Raw genomic sequence first — 16,249 nt, forward strand, 5'->3', positions numbered from 1 at the left:
AGAAAGGTGATTTTTATGTTAATTGGTGCAATTGAAGCTGGCGGTACAAAATTTGTTTGTGGGGTAGCCACTCCTGATTTAAAAATGATTGATAAACTAACGATTCCAACAACAACACCAACTGAAACTTTAGCTCAAGTTTTTAACTTTTTTGATCAACATCAACTAGCCTCACTAGCCATTGGCTCATTTGGTCCAATTGACGTTAATCCTAACTCAAATACTTACGGTTACATTACCTCAACGCCAAAAAAAGGCTGGCGCGACTTTGATTTTTTAGGGGCTATGAAAGACCGTTATCAGATTCCCATGGCTTTTACAACGGACGTTAACGCCGCGGCTTATGGGGAATTAAAACTAGGGGCGGCTGTCGGCAAAGACAGTTGTATCTACTTAACTGTCGGCACTGGCATCGGTGGTGGCGCAGTCATTGATTCCCAAATCATTCAAGGGTTTAGCCATCCGGAAATGGGTCACATTATGGTTAAAAAACACCCTGAAGATAGTTTTGCTGGGGTTTGTCCTTATCACGGCGACTGTTTAGAAGGTTTAGCCGCTGGTCCGGCAATTGAAGCTCGTTACCACGAAAAAGCGTTCAACTTAGCGGAAGACCATCAAGCTTGGGAATTTGAAGCTTATTATTTAGCCCAAGCTTGTGTCAATTACGCCTTGACTTTATCCCCAGAAATTATTATTTTTGGTGGTGGCGTGATGAAACAAAAACAACTCTTTAGTCGGGTTCGGAGTTACTTCGAAGAATTAATGGCAGGTTATTACGCCACGCCACCACTAAATGACTACATTGTTTATTGTGAACTTGGTGATAATGCTGGAATTACGGGGACTCTTCTGTTAGCTAAAGAAGCCTTAGACTAAAAAAAGTACCTCAATCACTAAACGTGATTGAGGTACTTTTTTATCCTTTTATTTTAAACTAGCTGCAACTTTTTGGTACAGTTCCCCTGTTGTTTTCGCTTCTGCTAACTGACTTTCTGACAGTTTCGCTTTTTCAGCTAAGCTTTTGATTTCTTCACTCGTCACTGCCTGTTGGACATTAATCGAAGCAATGTTAGTTACCGTTCCTTCAGCTGCACTTGGTAATTCTAACATGCCAGCATTAACTAAAGCCACAACCGCTTCCCGGCTCTTTTGATCGTCAGTCAGACCAACAATTTGCCAATTGTTCAATAGTTTTCCTTCATATACTCGATCAACTTCTTCATCTAAATAACGAGCTGATAACTCACGAATCCGTCCTTCAGTTTCACCGTAGCTATCACTTGCTGTTGTACTAGAGATTTCTTTAAATTCACGACCGACCAGAGGGCCACTTTCAGATTGTAAAAACTTCATTCGATAAGCATTCATCCCGATTTTAATTGGTGTTTCCGGGTTAATCGGCGTATTGTCTAAACGTCGTAAGTTCTTGATTCGCTCCTCAGCTGGCTCACGTAAGTCAATCTCATATTTAAGACCATAAAAGCGGTCATTTGTATTATATTTACTCGTCCGGCGTTCTTCATTAAAACTAACAGTCACATCACCTGGCTTGACACTGTTATAATAACCAGCTGCCCACTCCATGTAATCTTTCAAATCTTTCCCTGTTAATTCATAAACCGTCACTTCTCCACCAGCATACTGATAGTTTTTAGCAATGTCTTTTTTGTGAATGTCCCCTTGATCCAGTTTCGGCGTATCTGTATCAATTTGGAAGGCAACGACGTCAGCCCCTTGGCTATAATGTTGCATCACTTCCCCAAAGAAATTGACTAATGGCGTTTCTTCAATTTGAGCTTGAGGAATACCTTTAATTTCATCACTTGGGACTAAGTCCATTCCGACAAGTTTACCAAGAACGGTATTAGCGTCTTTGCGAGCTTTTTCATGAGAATCAGCTAATAACTTAGTGATTTCAGGATCTTCCTCATAGTCAGCCACCTTAATCGCCGATCCACTTTTCTTCGTCGCTTCATAGCCCTCTTTAGTTTTTTCCATCGTCACATCTACTCGAGAAACATAACGACCATACTTATCTGGCTCGACAATTAAAACGTCGTTAATAAATTCTTCTTCAACTAAAGTATGCATATGACCAGCAAAAATTACATCTAATTCTGGAACTTTCTTAGCCATATCTGCAACACCAGTATTCGTAATATTATTTTCATTTTCAATTCCCATATGAACAACGGCAACTAATAAGTCCGTCTCTTCTTTAATTTCTTTAATGACTTTAATCGTTTCCTCAACTGGATCAGTTAATTTTTTACCATCAAAAATATCAGTATCTTCTTTAAATTCAGCAACCATCGGTGTCGTCATGCCAATAAATCCGACTTTAATGCCAGCTCTTTCAATAATTTTATAAGATTCAAAATAGGGTGTACTGTCTTCTAACTGCACGTTTCCGCCAAGAACTGCCCCATCAAATTGTTTCGTAATATTATCTAACACATCAAAGCCATAATCAAACTCATGATTGCCCATTGTCCAAACATCGTATTTCAAAGCTTTTAAGGACTCGGTGGCAGGATGTGGTTCATCCATTTGAAAAAGTTCCGCTGAGTTATCTTGAATTAAATCGCCAGCATCTACTAGCAGCATATTCGGGTCTTCCCCTCTGACTTCATTAACGATTGTACTGATTTGAGCGAAGCTTCCATCTTTATTTTCCACATCTGTCGCATAATCCCAAGGCATATAACGACCATGGATATCAGAAGTTCCTAAAATAGTGACTTCCTTTGTTGCTGATGACTTTTCAGTTTGCTGCTCTTTCTTGGAAGTAGTACAACCAGCCAAAACAAGTGTACTTGCTACCCCAATAACTAATGAAGCTTGTAATTTTTTCATAACGTCCCCCTAAAAAATTTAGTAACACTCTCGATTGTAAACGTTATCATTTTTAAAAACAAGCTTATTTTAGTTATTCATTAGTCGTTCTAAAAACCCTTCACAACTATACTAAGCTTACTTGCCACAAGGACTTATTTTAAGGGATATCTAGCCTGCTCTTTAATTTAACCAACAATAAAAGTATTTTGTACTTTATTAAAAAACTCCAATCAAAAGTTGATTGGAGTTTGCTCGTTAGTTAAAATTCATTTCTAATATAAGCAATATCAGCAACTATCGCTGAAAAATCTGTGGCCAATTGATAGCCGTATTCTAAAACAATATCTGCTGTTGGTGTGTAAGTTTGATAGAGTCTTTGAAATGCTTTAAAATCTAAACTGCCATCAAAAATTCGCTGATGACCGTCGCCGACTCCATCATTATTATGAACATGAAAGACTTTAATCTTAGTCCCTAAAGCTTTAATGACTGCTTCTAAATTCCAACTATTGGCATGAGCATGACCAATATCAATTAAGACCTCATTTTCGATCTTTAAGCATTCGGCAATAAATTCCTCTTCCGTAAATAAGTTAGTCCCTAATGAATTGACCCCGGCATTTTCCACATATAAAGGCACACCTGCTACTTTAGCTAATTTATTTAGTTCCGCTAAATTTTTACTCGCTTCACTAATCGTTTCTACTTTGTTTTCAGGAGTTATGATTTTATTATTATGGTGAAAAACAATGTGTTCTGCCTGAGTTTCTTTAGCTAGTTCAAAAATCTCAGTAACTTCTGCCATGGCGTAATCATAAGCTTCCGTCCCTTTGGCTGCACTATGCTCGATGTTAAAGTAGGGGCCGTGAAGGCTAATCGGATGTTGTTTCAAATGAGGCATTTGTTTTTCCAAGGCTACTTGGAAAGCTGCATTTTTAAAATTCGGAAAAATTTCAATGCCAATGTCTTGATTGTTAGGTATTTCTTTTAACAAGTCAAAAACATCATCAAAACTTGTTTCAATAAAAACATTACTACTCACAAAAATTGTCATGATCGATAATCTCCTTTGGGTATCCTAATGTATTTGTTGTGACTGGATCAAAAAAGTGGAGCTTATAAAAGTTAAAACGTAAGTAAACCTCGTCAGTCACTTGCCACTTTTTATAATCGTCTAGGACAAGCCACTCACTATCACCTACAAGAACTGTAATCGCAAATGTAGCACCTAAGTTTTCAATGTACTTCACTTGCCCTTTTAAACTATTCTCTTTCGGGGTTTTCGAGAGTTTCAAATGCTCAGGCCGAATGCCTAAAACTAACTTTGCTTGCTCCTGCTCGACTAAGTAGTCTTGCCACCCTTGACTCAATTCAATGACTTGTTCTGATAGCCCCACTAAGCCTTTTTGATAAGTCACTGGCAGTAAATTCATTTTCGGGGAGCCGATGAATGAAGCGGTAAATAAGTTACTCGGAAAATGATAGACCCGCTCAGGCGTATCAATCATTTGAATTTCCCCTTCATTAAGTAGGACAATCCGCTGACCTATTGTCATAGCTTCGACTTGGTCATGGGTCACGTAAACAAAGGTCTGATGGTACGTTTCATGAATCTCAACTAATTGTTTACGAGCGGAATGACGTAAGGTGACATCTAAATTCGATAACGGTTCGTCTAGTAAAAAATACTTTGAACGTTTAACGACGGCTCGAGCTAAAGCTACCCGTTGTCTTTGACCTCCCGATAAATCTTTCGGTAGGCGATCACGGTACTTTTCTAAACGTAACATAATTAAGACTTTTTCTAGTCGCCGTTCAATTTCGGTTTTTTCGACTTTATTGGCTTTTAAACCGAAGACAATGTTTTCCGTCACAGTCATATTCGGATATAAGGCGTAGTTTTGAAAAACCATTGCCATTTCCCGTTCACCACTTGGTAAGTTAGTGGCTTTTTGACCATTTAAATACAAGTCCCCTTGGCTAATCCCTTCTAAACCGGCAATCATCCGTAGGGTTGTTGACTTGCCACAGCCAGAGGGTCCTAATAAAACTAAACGCTCCCCTTCTTTAATTTTTAAGTTTAAGTTAGTGATAACCGCTGTCTCACCATAGTTTTTTGAAACGTTTTTTAATTCTATTTCATTCATAGTCTGCTCCTATTTGATCCCTGCTGACACGAAGGTCCCAATGATGTATTTTTGAAAAATTAAGTAAAGAGTTAACGGCACAATCATCGTCACAACTGAAACCGACATCGCCACCGTAAAGTTAGTGCCGCCTTCAGCACTAATGTAATTTTGTAAAGCTAAAGGTAAGGTGTAATTTTCCGTCTTCTTTAAGATTAAGACGGGCCAGACATATTCGTTCCAAGTCGTAATAAAGAACCAGATGCCAGTTGAAGAAATTGCGTGACGGCTTAAAGGAAAGACAATCCCAGTCATAATTTTGCCATCTTTAATATTGTCTAGTTTCGCCGCTTCAATTAACGTTTTGGGAATTGAACGCATGGTTTGGGTCAGTAAAAAAATTCCCATGGCATCGGCAAGTTGAGGTAAAATGACGCCCCAAACGGAATCGATTAAGCCAACTCGGGCCACCATTAAATAATTTGGAATCATCGTCACAGTAAAAGGAATAAAAATCGTTCCCACGAGAATAATATAAAGGGGCCGTTTGCCTTTAAACTCAAAAAATACTAAGGCATAGGCGGCAAAAAATGAGGTTATTAACTTCACGACTGTTGAGACACTTGCCACGATAAAGGTGTTCATAGTGATTTTAACAATTGGTAACGTATCGAATAAATAGCGGTAATTATCCCCGGTAAAATTGACTGGAATTAAATTTAAAATAGTATGATAGGCTTCTTTTAAAGGTTTAAAAGAGTTACTAATTGAAAAAATAATTGGATACATCGCTGTTAAAATAAGTAATAGAAAAACTAAGTGCCACCAACTAAAAGTTAATTTATTAGTTTTCATAATAAACTCCCTTCTCAACAAACTTGAATTCCAGCACTAGTAGGACAGCGAAAATCACCATCGTCAAAACGGATAAAGCAGATGACATGCCTGTGTTATACATTTCAAAGGCTTGTTGATAAGAACTGTAAATCAAGTTAGAACTCCCTTGATTAGGGCCGCCTTGGGTAATTACTTTAATCGGCGTAAAAACGTATTGCAGGCCTTGGACGATGGTAATAATGAAGATGTAAATCCCGGTTGAACTACTCATCGGTAAGACAATTTTAAAGAAAATCGTTGTGTTTGATAAATTATCCAGACGTGCAGCTTCAATTAGTTCCCGAGACACTCCGGCTACTGCTGCATATAACACGATAAAATTATAACCAAAGACTTTCCAAGACGTAATCAAACTAATCACAAAAATCACCCAACCATCGAGCTTTGTCCAAAAAGGCATTGTTATGCCAACCTTACCTAAAATAATCGCTAAAGGCCCTGAAACTGGATTTAATATCCAAGTAAACAAAATCGAAGCCACGACTAAAGAAATAACTGCTGGGACAAAGAGCATGGTTTTATAAAATGTTTGGTATTTCTTAATTATTTGGTCCATTACAAAAGATAAAACATAAGGGACTACACAACAAAAGATCACGAGAAAGACAATGTATAGTAAGGTATTTAACATGATTTTATAACTATTTTTGTCTTGAAAAATCGTTATGTAATTGGCTAATCCAACAAACTCTTTAGTTGGTGAAACCATGTTCCACTTAAAAAAGCTCAGATAAACGGTATAAAGTAGTGGCCAAATCATAAAGACGATAAAAATTAACATCGAAGGTAATAAGTATAACAACCCTTTCAGACTAGCCAGTTTGTTACTAACTGGGACTTTCATTAATATTCACTCATTTCTAAAAAATAGGCTCTTTGATAAAATAAACTAAGGACAGTTCTGAGCCGTCACTTAGTTTAAGCTAATTGTTTATTTCAAAAGTTCGTTAATTTCTTTTTGTGTTTGTTCTAAAGCTTCAGCCACTGGGACTTTGCCTGTTAAAATTTGGTCACGCATGTCTAATAATTTTTGTTCCGCGGCTAAACCGGAATCTCCCGGGAAAGAACTCCATGAAACGACTTTATCCATTTGGGCAATCGCTGGCTGCATCATTTCATTTTCAGCTAAGAAAGCTTTCAGGCCGTTTTCAGCCTCCGCTACGTCTTTACGAGGTGGCACGTAACCTGTGCCTTTCGTCCATTCTGAGACACTTTCTATGCTGTATAAATACTTCATGAATTCCCATGAGGCTTTTTTCTTTTCATCTGTTGTGGCAGTAATTGCTAGCATTGCACCACCAGCCGGTAATTGTGGTGTCTTGCCTTCCCAGGCTGGTGAAGAAACCGTTGTGGCAGCAAAATTAATATTACTTTGGACGTTATTTCTTTGGGCAATCGTTGTATACAACATTGCCACATCCCCTTTAATAAAACTTTGAACCCCTTCGTCCCAACCAATGTTCGGTGCTGATTTATCGGTTAAAACCATATCCGCCCATAATTGGTAGGCTTCGATTCCTTCTGGTGAAGCAAAGGTGGCTTTCCCTTCAGTAATAAAAGTCGCGCCATTACTTTCTAATAAAGCTTGAGTCGCCCAGTTATCCATTGGCTCTTGAATGTAAACCCCATATTTCGCTGTTTTTTCTTTAATTGTTTTAGCAAAACTTTTAACTTCTTGCCAAGTCTTTGGTCCTGTTGCTGACAAACCAGCTTCTTTTAAAAGGTCTTGATTGATGTATAACACTGGAGTACTTAAAGAATAAGGCACACCAACTTGTTTGCCCTCATTATTTTTAGCCAAATCTAAGACATTTGGTAAAAAATTATCTTCTAAAAAGGTGGCGTTGTCAGGATCCATCTCTGCTGCTAATTTTTGTGGTTCTGAATACTCAAAATTAGTTGAAAAATAATCAAGAAAGGCCCAACCAATTTGAACAACATCTGGGGTTGTTTTTGAAGCGACAGCTGCTTGCATGTTTTGCATTAAGCCTTTATACATATCTGGGTTGAATTTTTCAGTCACTTGGATGTTATCTTGCGATTGATTAAACGTATCAACTAAGGCTGTTACGGTTTTACCGCCTTGGGTATCTGCATTGGCGTGCCAATATTCGATACTCACTTTTTCTTGTTGCTCTTTCGTTTTACTAGTCTCAGCCTTTTCCGCTGACTCCCCTTGACTACAACCAGCTAACAAACCTAGACTTAACAAGGCCACTGCACTTAAACTTAAAAATTTATGACTGACTTTTTTCAATTTATCTTCCCTCCACTTTTTAACTGTTTCATTAGCAAGGTTGCCCTCTGAACTTAGCACCTTACAAACACATTGTAATGAATGAATGTAAATACGTTGTAAAATTTCAGCAAGATTAGCGTTATTATTACGTAAAAAAAAGCCCTTAGGCTCTTTTTTAACTATTTTTAGCTTTTAATAAAACATAATACAAAATTCCCGTACTTATTGGTAGACAACTAGCAACTAATACTAAAGGGAATAATGACTTACTTTTTTTATCACTCATAAGTTGAGGCTCAGCTCCCTCTGTTTCTTCAACTTCTACTGTGAAGCCCTCCTCCCAAGACCACTCTTGATCGGCCCTTTTTATAGTTGTCTTTGTCAAGTATTCTCCTGCTGCTAATTTAGTGGCAGGCATTGAGTAATTAAAAATCGACATTGGGGCTAACTTAAAATCCGTTAGTTGGCTTTCAGCTAAGGGCTCCTCAGTACCAGCTTCATACAAAGTTGTCCTTAAGCTTAATTCTTTGCCAATTAGCCGTGAATCATTGGTAATTCCTAAAGTCACAAAGCTTTGATTATTGTCATGTTGATAAGTCGTTGCCAAGGAATTTAACTTTAAAGGGACTTCTTTGTGATTTTGACGTAGGGAAACTGAAAAGACAAAGGCATATTCATTTTCAACTGAAAAGCCTGAGACTTCCTCTCTTGCCCCAGTGACTTCTTGTAACTGAATCCCACCTAATAAAAGACCATCGAAATGCTCAGTTGGCATCTTTAAATCAAAAGTAACGGCTTGACTAGTCTGAGCTTTGACTAAAATTTCTTTTGGTCCTGTTAAATAATCGACTAAGGAATACCTTAAAGCTGGTGTGTTTTGCAACCGACTTTCCCCATATTCAATCAGCCCTTCAGGTGTTGTCTTGCTATCATTAATCGAAATTTTTATCATCATGTCGCGATTTTCATAATTGTGAATTCTTGTGACTAACCTTTGCTCGGCCCCAAGTTCAACTAATAAATCAAAGTAATTTCCTTCTGCAAGTTGATTTTCTGGAATCTCATTGTGGTACGTAAAGCCGATACCAACACTGTCCTTATCCATAGCTAAGCTCACATTGCTCTGATTTATCATTAACAAACTAACGCTAATAAATGTAAGTATCTTTTTCATAGTCATCACTTTCAATCATTCGTTAACTCCTCAGTTCAATATATTTCTAACTGTCCTAAAGGCCAGAGTTTGGCACTAACTTTGCCTTTAATTTGTTCCTCATGAACAAAACCAAACTCCCGACTATCTTGTGCTATCTGCCGGTTATCGCCTAAGACAAAGTAACTTTTCGCCGGTACTTTTCCTTGGCCAGTCACCCCTCTTAAAGTAAAATCAGCTGTCAAAAGACTGCTAACTAAGTCGGCTTTTCCCCTGGCTAAATAATCTTCCCCAAGTTCTTCTGCATCCACATAGAGCTGATCATTTTTATAATAAAGATCTTCACCAGCTAAGCCAATCACCCGACTAAGAGTTAGTTTGCCCTCTTGAGCCGGACTTGTAAAATAAACTAAATCGAAACGCCTAATCCGCTCATTAGAGCTAATAGCTAGAATATCTTGAGCTAAGAAAGTCGGTGCCATTTCATTACTTTGAACAACAGCTATTCGGAAAGTTAGCCCAATTGCTAATAGCGTCAAAGTGGTTCCCATAATGGCAGCCATTAACAGAATCGAAAAAGAAAATCTGTTTGGCTTTTTTCGCTTTTCTTTCATTTTCTATTCAATCGTATCTCGAAGTGTCCAACGAATGACGCCTTGATAAAACCCTTCTGTTCGAGGAATATCGACTGCTTCAAGCTGAAATTTTAAGCCCTCAGCGGTCACTTCCCGTCCCCAGCTATCAGTAATTACATGACGCTTTTCTGGATTGTTTTCTGCTGCTTGATAAATTTCTTGAGCCGAACTGCCTAAAGTTAAAAGCTGATCCTTATATAAGTACTTTAGTGAGCCTTTTTTAACGTCGAGACCATTCGTCATTTCCATCACAACTTGAGCCGTAACACTCCAAGTTCCGCCTCCTTTCCTCGTATCATCAACAACTAAGGGCTCACTAATATCTTGCTGATTAACGCCAACTTGCTGATGATAATCAGTAATTAAATGGCTACCAAAATCAACTAATTTTGGTGCTGATTCAAGGATTAAAAGTCCCCCAACTTCTCCACCAGGGTTACTAACACGGCCTTCTCCTTGGACAGTCTCATAAGTACTATCTGGATTAAGTGGTCCCGGAATAAAGGGCGTTTCTCGTGGGGTCTCACCAATTCCAAGAGCTTGATTTTCAATGACGGTGCCAACTGCTTCCCGGTTCACACTTGCCTTAAAGACAATGGTTTGAACATCCCCTGGTTCAAGTTCACCAAGTTCAATTGTTAAGAGCCGACTTTCTTCATCATAATCAACTCTTTCTTGGTGAACGAGGGCATCGTTGATTCGTAAGTCACTCGTCTCTAAGGAGAAATCCACGCCTAAAGGTAAGGTGTCTTCAAAAATAGTTTTTCTTAAGACTTTTCTACTATTATCGTCATCACTGTTTTCAATTGTGATTGAGTAAGTTAATTGACTACCAACTTGGCTAACTTCTTGCCCTTGACCATCAGTCGTGTCAGAAGAAACCGTTTTAGTAACGACTGGCGGACTAGGTAAGACATCTTCGATTTCTAATGAAGGCGCTGACTGAAAGCGTTCCTCTAAGAGGGCATCATGATAGCCCTGATAAGCTTCATAATTAACTGCCGAAACAGAAAGATTCCCTGGCACGCCATCTGGCTCTATAGTGTAAGTGGCTGGTGGGTTAGTTACTAATAGTTCTCCACTTGTCGGATCCCTCTTAAGTTCAGTTAAATCTTTAGCGTAAATCTCCACAATTTCTTCTGATAAATCAAAATACCTTGGTAAATTAATTAGCCAGTTTTTTTTCGTTGAGCTACTCGGGCTACTTTCAGTAGTAATAATCTGGGAGACTAACTCCCCTTGCTCGTCTCTTAAAAATTCTTGATTCACTTTAATAAAAAGTTTAAGCATTTCTAGCTCTTCTTGATCCCGTTCATCAAAGAGATCAATGGTTCCCTCAAGTTGTTTCGTCCCATTTGTCACCTCAGGCGTTGCCAAAACTAAACTAGCTGGTGGGGTGACATCTTCAACGATTCGTTCAGGGGCTTGAAGGTCTTCTGGTCGGCTAAAGACATTTCGCTCAGAGTCTTCAGCAAGTTCTCCTCGCCAAGCTTTAGTGACCTGGATTACGTCCCCTCTTTGCAAAAAGCCTTCCTCATCCGTAGCTCCTTTAAAAAGGCCGGCCCGAGGCTCTTCATCATAAACAACTAAGCCAGGATTATTATTATTCATCCCATAAGTTGGGGCAATAATTTCTTCCGTTTCACCAGATTTTTTCGTTATTTTGACTTTGACAAAGACTTCATCTGTCCAAGCATCCCGGCCACCTTCAGTTCCGACTGGGACAGTGGCATGACCAAAAACAAATTTGTCCGCATTAGTTGGTTGTCTTAATTCATCGATAACAGGTGGGGCATTATTACCACTCATTCGGGCAAATGCTGTGGCACCTAACCCACCTTGACTATAAACTTCGGTAAAGTTATTATCGTCACTTTCCTCTACTTGATTAAAATTAGTTCCTGATAAAGCATAACTAAAAAGTGGCCAATCATGATCCGGATCGCCATCTAAGTGACTGCCTTTCCGCCAAACACTTAAATTCGAGTTTACCGACTCTAAGCGGGAGCCCCCACTAACATTAAAAATATTCCCACCACCTGGTCGCTCGTTTCTAAAATCAAAAAAACGCACCTTATCTAAAGCGATTGTTGAGCGACTTGTGTTAAAAATACCGCTGCCTTCCGAAGCCGTTCGACCCCTGGCAATAAAAGTCGTTCCTTCGTTGGCGCTAATACTAGCGGTCTGGTTATGAGTGTCGATTGCTGCCCCAAAGTCAGCATCAATCTCAACGACTGAGCCTTCACCACTTAATTCGAATTGACTGTTATCACCTTCTGTATATAAAATCCCTTGGTTACGGTTAACACCTCCTGGATTTTGAGGTTGCCCACTGCCTTGATTATAAACGGATACTTTCCCACCAGAATTAACTATAAAACGATTATTAGGGTTACGCATCCGGACAGCTGGTGCGGTTGCTGCTGCTGAATTAGCAGTGCCACCTCTAATCTTACGAATATTAATTTTCGAGTTGCTTTCAGCTAAAAAGGTTTGGCCGCCATTGACCCTAAATCTTAAAGTAGCTGCTCGGTCATTAGCACCTCCAGATGATGTTAGATTGAGCGAACTGCCATTGCTAACACTAAAACGACCGTTTTGACTGTTCAGCAACATGGCAGGTGTTCCTGTTGCAAAAATGTCGATCTTACCGCCATTGTTGACTTCGATACGAGAATTAGGACCAATCATCGAAACTAAAGTACCATTATCACCTGCACTTTGACGATTGCCAGTTCCTTGGAGCAGACTGTTCTGACCATCGACACTAAAACTGGAAGGATTCGTCTGATTAAAGAGTAAACCTGTTTCTGAGTGGATAACTAGCTGGCCACCTTGATCGATAGTAGTTTCCGTTCCTGAAACATTGCTGAAAAAAAATCCGCCCCCAAGACGGCCATTCACTTGGGCCCCATTGGTCACATCTAAAATTTTTGCCGTCAACATCCCACGACTTGTGCTTGTATCTGTCACGCTACTAACTAAGTTACTACTTCCCCCTGTAAAAGCAATTCGTCCTTGTGGTAAATTAAAGATATTTTGAGTGCCAATACTACTGCCAAAACTAAGGCTTTCTAAATTTAGCGTCCAACTTGCACTATTAGATGTTGATGAGTTGATTCTCGAACCGCTCCCCCGACCGGCTAAAATCAAATTATTAAAAGTTAAACTCTGGGGAGCGTTAACATTTCCTAAGATTAAAGTCCGGTTATCTAAGTCTAGTTGATAACCATGTCCGTTTATTCTTAAACTGCGTGTGACGTTGGTGGGGCTCGAAGTAGCCCGGATATTATCAGTTAAATTTATTTCTGAAACACTGCTATTAGCAAGAGCGGCATTAAACTGAGGCCAAGTGCTGACATTCGTTACTAATCTAGGAGTGATTGCCCGGACCGTTCTTAAAGCGTCTATTTCTTGAACAGACACTAAAACCTCTTCTGTCAAAATTTGTGGATTATTGATTAGTGTTTTAAAAAGGTAATCGCCGGAAGAATCACTTTTGAATTTAACGTAGAGGCTTGAATTGTAAGTTTCTGATTCTTCATCTAACATTTTTCGCTTATTCGTTGTAATAATCAATTGTTGGCTACTTGCTTCAAAAACTACTTCTAGCTGGGGATCTGACTCTTCGCTAATTCCTATAAATTCAGTCTCAGCTGGAAACTGCAACCTTACTTGATCAGCGATTGTCGAACTAATTTGTAGACCTAACTGGGCAGTCTTGCCAACTTCAACAGCTTCTAGTTGAGTTAAATACACAGTTTCTTCCTGATTGCTACTACCTAAAATTACATGATTGACCTTTTGACTCGAATAGCCGACTAATAAGCCGACACTGAGTACCAACCCTAAAACAACCAGTCCTATTTTATTATTCATCACTTTATTCCCTTTCTTGTTATTAGTGCCTTCTCAACCTAGCCAAAAGCACCATTCCCTTTCGTTCATTTTTCAAACCTATTAAAAATCAGATAATTTCGGAGTTATTGTAGCATTTCACTTCTCTTTTCTCCATAATAACGCCTTGTTTTTTTAAAATAAACGCAAAAAAAGAGCTTCATTGAAAGCTCTCTTGGCACCGGTCCTTTATGACCTACTCATTTAATTTACGTATCCTCTTTTGAGGCATATTTGTGAACTGTTCCAATCGAGACACCACAGATTTCAGCAATTTCCCGTATACTCCGCTCTTGGTTTAAAGACAAATAACGAATTTGTTGAATAATGTCTTGGCTCACTTTTGGTCGTCCATAACGAATCCCTTTTTTCTTAGCTTCTTCGATGCCATCTAAGGTTCGATCACTCATAATTTCTTTTTCATTTCTTGCATAATTCAGTAGCATGCGATTGAAATTTTCATCAGATAACTCGCTACCAAAATTTTTCTCTAAAAATTTAATCTCTTTTTCTTGTTGTTTTAGTGCCTCTAAGGCTGGTAACATTTGAACTAATTGCAGACCGATATCTTCAACATTTTTGATGATGATTTCTTGCTTTTGATGCATCATAACAAATTCTAAAAATGATTTCGGTGTTAGTTTTTCAACTCCCGCATAATAGACTTCGTCACAGTAATTTTTCAAATAATTAATATGTTCTCGCTTAACTGTATACCCGACTTTCATAGAATCGCTTCACCTCATTTACTTTAATTCTTTTTATACAGTCTGATTGCTACAAATAAAACACCAGTCCCGCTGATTAAAGTTAAAATAATGGCAACTACCCAAAACAAACTGTTTTTTCCAGGTTCATCGTCTTCTAGTACTTGATTGCCCAGTGCTTGATCTTGCTCCAAAACTTCAAACTCATTTTCCCAGCGCCACTCTTGTTTGCCAGCTTGAGCTGTCGTTCTAGTAATATATTTTCCAGGAGCTTCTTTGGGAAATTCAACCGTGTAATCCATGACTGACATTGGGGCCATTTTAATTTTATCTGAGACTTTTTCAACTAAAACTTCCTTTGCATCTAATGCGGTTATAATTGTAGATAATTTTAAATCCTTAACAATTTCTTGGGTATCGTTCGTTATTTCTAGAGTTACTTGACTTCCACGTGATGTCACCTGATAGTCACTTTTAACAGAATTTAAGTCATAAGCTAGTTTCTTTTTATCTTCTCTTAAAGAAACAGAAAACGCGTAAGCATACTTATTTTGAACTGAAACGGCTTCTTTACTTACTATATTTTTAGTAACTTTTTCTAATTGAATCCCACCTAATATAACTCCTTCAAAGGATTTTTCCGGAACAACTAATTGAAACTCTAATTCTTTAACTTCACCTTTTTTTAAAGTTACTTCTGTCGGACCTGTCAATATATCATTTAGCTTAATAGCTAAGCCTTTCGTATTTTTCAAATTAGAGGGGCCATAGTCAATAACCCCTGTACCAGTCGTTTTACTATCATTGATACTAACTTTCACAGTGATACTTTCCGAACTTTCATTTCTAACTTCGGTTATTAAGGTCTGCTTGTCTTTAGGTTTAACTAATAAATCAAAATAAGACCCTTCTGTCAGTTGATTTTTCGGTATTTGATTGTAGTAAGAAAAGCCAATCCCTTCTTCTGCCTGAACTTTTGTCGTTAGACTCAGAACGGAACAACAACTAATGACGCTAAATAGCATGATTAACTTGATTTTTTTGACTAATATTTTCATTGTTTTATTTTTCCCCTTATCTAATGTTTTTTAAGTTAGATAGCGGAAAGAGAACCACTTCTACTTTTCCGACAATATCTTTTTTATGAACAAAGCCATAATCGCGGCTATCCGCGGAACTTTGCCGATTGTCTCCCATAACGAAATAGTGATCCTTTGGTACTTTCGATTGACCTGTTAAACTTTTCAAAGTAAAGTCTTCCGTCAATATCCCACCTAATAAGTCATTTTTACGATTATTTAAATAGCGTTCTGACTTCCCAATCGTATTGATTGATAATTCGTCATTTTTGTAGGATAGCTCATCCCCTGGGATACCTATGACGCGGCGAACCGTTTTTTCACCATTTTTTTTAGGAACTTTTAAATAGACGACATCAAAATTTTTAATACTAGTGACTTTATTAATACTAAAAACATCATTATTATTAACAGTTGGTAGCATTGAATAACCGGTCATTTTACCAAAAGTTGTAGTTAAAAAGATTGAAATTGCAATAATGGTTAAACAAATTGCAAAGGCCGTTGTTAACATTTTTAATTCTTTAAAGATCTTAACCTTAACCTCTTTTTGAGCTTTTTTCTTTTTACTTCCTTGGCTACGCTTTTTTTTACTTTTTTTAACGGCAGTATGATTGTTATGACTAGTTCGTTTTTTTCGCTTTTTACGTTTTTCTTTAGTCATCTGTCTTCACCTAA

Annotated in this window: 13 protein-coding genes; 1 reads left to right on the plus strand and 12 read right to left on the minus strand. The window is 38.2% G+C overall.

Annotated features, from left to right (window positions below; genetic code table 11):
* The first annotated feature begins 15 nt into the window (after positions 1-15).
* A complete protein-coding gene (locus CBF35_RS08280) occupies positions 16-876 on the plus strand; it encodes an ROK family protein (RefSeq protein ID WP_126780012.1) in 861 nt (286 codons plus the stop codon).
* A gap of 48 nt (positions 877-924) precedes the next feature.
* Here CBF35_RS08280 and CBF35_RS08285 read toward each other — a convergent pair whose 3' ends face one another.
* The 12 genes from CBF35_RS08285 to lepB (CBF35_RS08340) all read right to left on the minus strand — a co-directional run bounded on the left by CBF35_RS08285 (position 925) and on the right by lepB (CBF35_RS08340) (position 16,235).
* Positions 925-2,856 carry a bifunctional metallophosphatase/5'-nucleotidase gene (locus CBF35_RS08285; protein WP_126780014.1) on the minus strand — a complete coding sequence of 644 codons (1,932 nt, stop codon included), beginning with the start codon at positions 2,854-2,856 and terminating at the stop codon, positions 925-927.
* 241 nt (positions 2,857-3,097) lie between these two features.
* Positions 3,098-3,892, minus strand: a complete 795-nt coding sequence (locus tag CBF35_RS08290; protein WP_126780016.1) for a sugar phosphate isomerase/epimerase family protein — start codon at positions 3,890-3,892, stop codon at positions 3,098-3,100.
* On the minus strand, positions 3,873-4,985 hold the full coding sequence (locus tag CBF35_RS08295; protein ID WP_126780018.1) for an ABC transporter ATP-binding protein: 1,113 nt from the start codon (positions 4,983-4,985) through the stop codon (positions 3,873-3,875). The genes CBF35_RS08290 and CBF35_RS08295 overlap by 20 nt, the downstream gene beginning before the upstream one ends.
* A 9-nt stretch (positions 4,986-4,994) precedes the next feature.
* A complete protein-coding gene (locus CBF35_RS08300) occupies positions 4,995-5,819 on the minus strand; it encodes a carbohydrate ABC transporter permease (protein WP_126780020.1) in 825 nt (274 codons plus the stop codon).
* Positions 5,809-6,705, minus strand: coding sequence for a carbohydrate ABC transporter permease (locus tag CBF35_RS08305; protein WP_126780022.1), 897 nt, complete (start codon positions 6,703-6,705; stop codon positions 5,809-5,811). The genes CBF35_RS08300 and CBF35_RS08305 overlap by 11 nt, the downstream gene beginning before the upstream one ends.
* A gap of 87 nt (positions 6,706-6,792) precedes the next feature.
* Positions 6,793-8,118 carry an ABC transporter substrate-binding protein gene (locus CBF35_RS08310; RefSeq protein ID WP_126780024.1) on the minus strand — a complete coding sequence of 442 codons (1,326 nt, stop codon included), beginning with the start codon at positions 8,116-8,118 and terminating at the stop codon, positions 6,793-6,795.
* 157 nt (positions 8,119-8,275) lie between these two features.
* Positions 8,276-9,274: a DUF916 domain-containing protein gene (locus CBF35_RS08315; protein ID WP_170174756.1), complete on the minus strand. Its 999-nt coding sequence runs from the start codon at positions 9,272-9,274 to the stop codon at positions 8,276-8,278.
* Between the two features lie 35 nt (positions 9,275-9,309).
* Positions 9,310-9,867 (minus strand): signal peptidase I, encoded by a 558-nt coding sequence (gene lepB / locus CBF35_RS08320; RefSeq protein ID WP_126780028.1) that lies wholly within the window; start codon positions 9,865-9,867, stop codon positions 9,310-9,312.
* Between the two features lie 3 nt (positions 9,868-9,870).
* Positions 9,871-13,767 (minus strand): pectate lyase-like adhesive domain-containing protein, encoded by a 3,897-nt coding sequence (locus CBF35_RS08325; protein WP_126780030.1) that lies wholly within the window; start codon positions 13,765-13,767, stop codon positions 9,871-9,873.
* Between the two features lie 227 nt (positions 13,768-13,994).
* Positions 13,995-14,513 (minus strand): serine integrase family protein, encoded by a 519-nt coding sequence (locus CBF35_RS08330; RefSeq protein WP_126780032.1) that lies wholly within the window; start codon positions 14,511-14,513, stop codon positions 13,995-13,997.
* 23 nt (positions 14,514-14,536) lie between these two features.
* A complete protein-coding gene (locus tag CBF35_RS08335; RefSeq protein WP_126780035.1) occupies positions 14,537-15,550 on the minus strand; it encodes a DUF916 domain-containing protein in 1,014 nt (337 codons plus the stop codon).
* Between the two features lie 16 nt (positions 15,551-15,566).
* Positions 15,567-16,235, minus strand: coding sequence for a signal peptidase I (lepB, locus tag CBF35_RS08340; protein WP_126780037.1), 669 nt, complete (start codon positions 16,233-16,235; stop codon positions 15,567-15,569).
* Positions 16,236-16,249: the final 14 nt, after the last annotated feature.

Origin of the sequence: Vagococcus salmoninarum (assembly GCF_003987495.1) — a bacterium.
Taxonomy (GTDB): Bacteria; Bacillota; Bacilli; order Lactobacillales; family Vagococcaceae; genus Vagococcus_D; species Vagococcus_D salmoninarum.

Bases quoted from the DNA above. Each gene is read 5' to 3' on its own strand.
- CBF35_RS08280 (WP_126780012.1), top strand. From the start codon at position 16: ATGTTAATTGGTGCAATTGAAGCTGGCGGTACAAAATTTGTTTGTGGG.
- CBF35_RS08285 (WP_126780014.1), bottom strand. From the start codon at position 2,856: ATGAAAAAATTACAAGCTTCATTAGTTATTGGGGTAGCAAGTACACTT.
- CBF35_RS08290 (WP_126780016.1), bottom strand. From the start codon at position 3,892: ATGACAATTTTTGTGAGTAGTAATGTTTTTATTGAAACAAGTTTTGAT.
- CBF35_RS08295 (WP_126780018.1), bottom strand. From the start codon at position 4,985: ATGAATGAAATAGAATTAAAAAACGTTTCAAAAAACTATGGTGAGACA.
- CBF35_RS08300 (WP_126780020.1), bottom strand. From the start codon at position 5,819: ATGAAAACTAATAAATTAACTTTTAGTTGGTGGCACTTAGTTTTTCTA.
- CBF35_RS08305 (WP_126780022.1), bottom strand. From the start codon at position 6,705: ATGAAAGTCCCAGTTAGTAACAAACTGGCTAGTCTGAAAGGGTTGTTA.
- CBF35_RS08315 (WP_170174756.1), bottom strand. From the start codon at position 9,274: ATGAAAAAGATACTTACATTTATTAGCGTTAGTTTGTTAATGATAAAT.
- lepB (WP_126780028.1), bottom strand. From the start codon at position 9,867: ATGAAAGAAAAGCGAAAAAAGCCAAACAGATTTTCTTTTTCGATTCTG.
- CBF35_RS08325 (WP_126780030.1), bottom strand. From the start codon at position 13,767: ATGAATAATAAAATAGGACTGGTTGTTTTAGGGTTGGTACTCAGTGTC.
- CBF35_RS08330 (WP_126780032.1), bottom strand. From the start codon at position 14,513: ATGAAAGTCGGGTATACAGTTAAGCGAGAACATATTAATTATTTGAAA.
- CBF35_RS08335 (WP_126780035.1), bottom strand. From the start codon at position 15,550: ATGAAAATATTAGTCAAAAAAATCAAGTTAATCATGCTATTTAGCGTC.
- lepB (WP_126780037.1), bottom strand. From the start codon at position 16,235: ATGACTAAAGAAAAACGTAAAAAGCGAAAAAAACGAACTAGTCATAAC.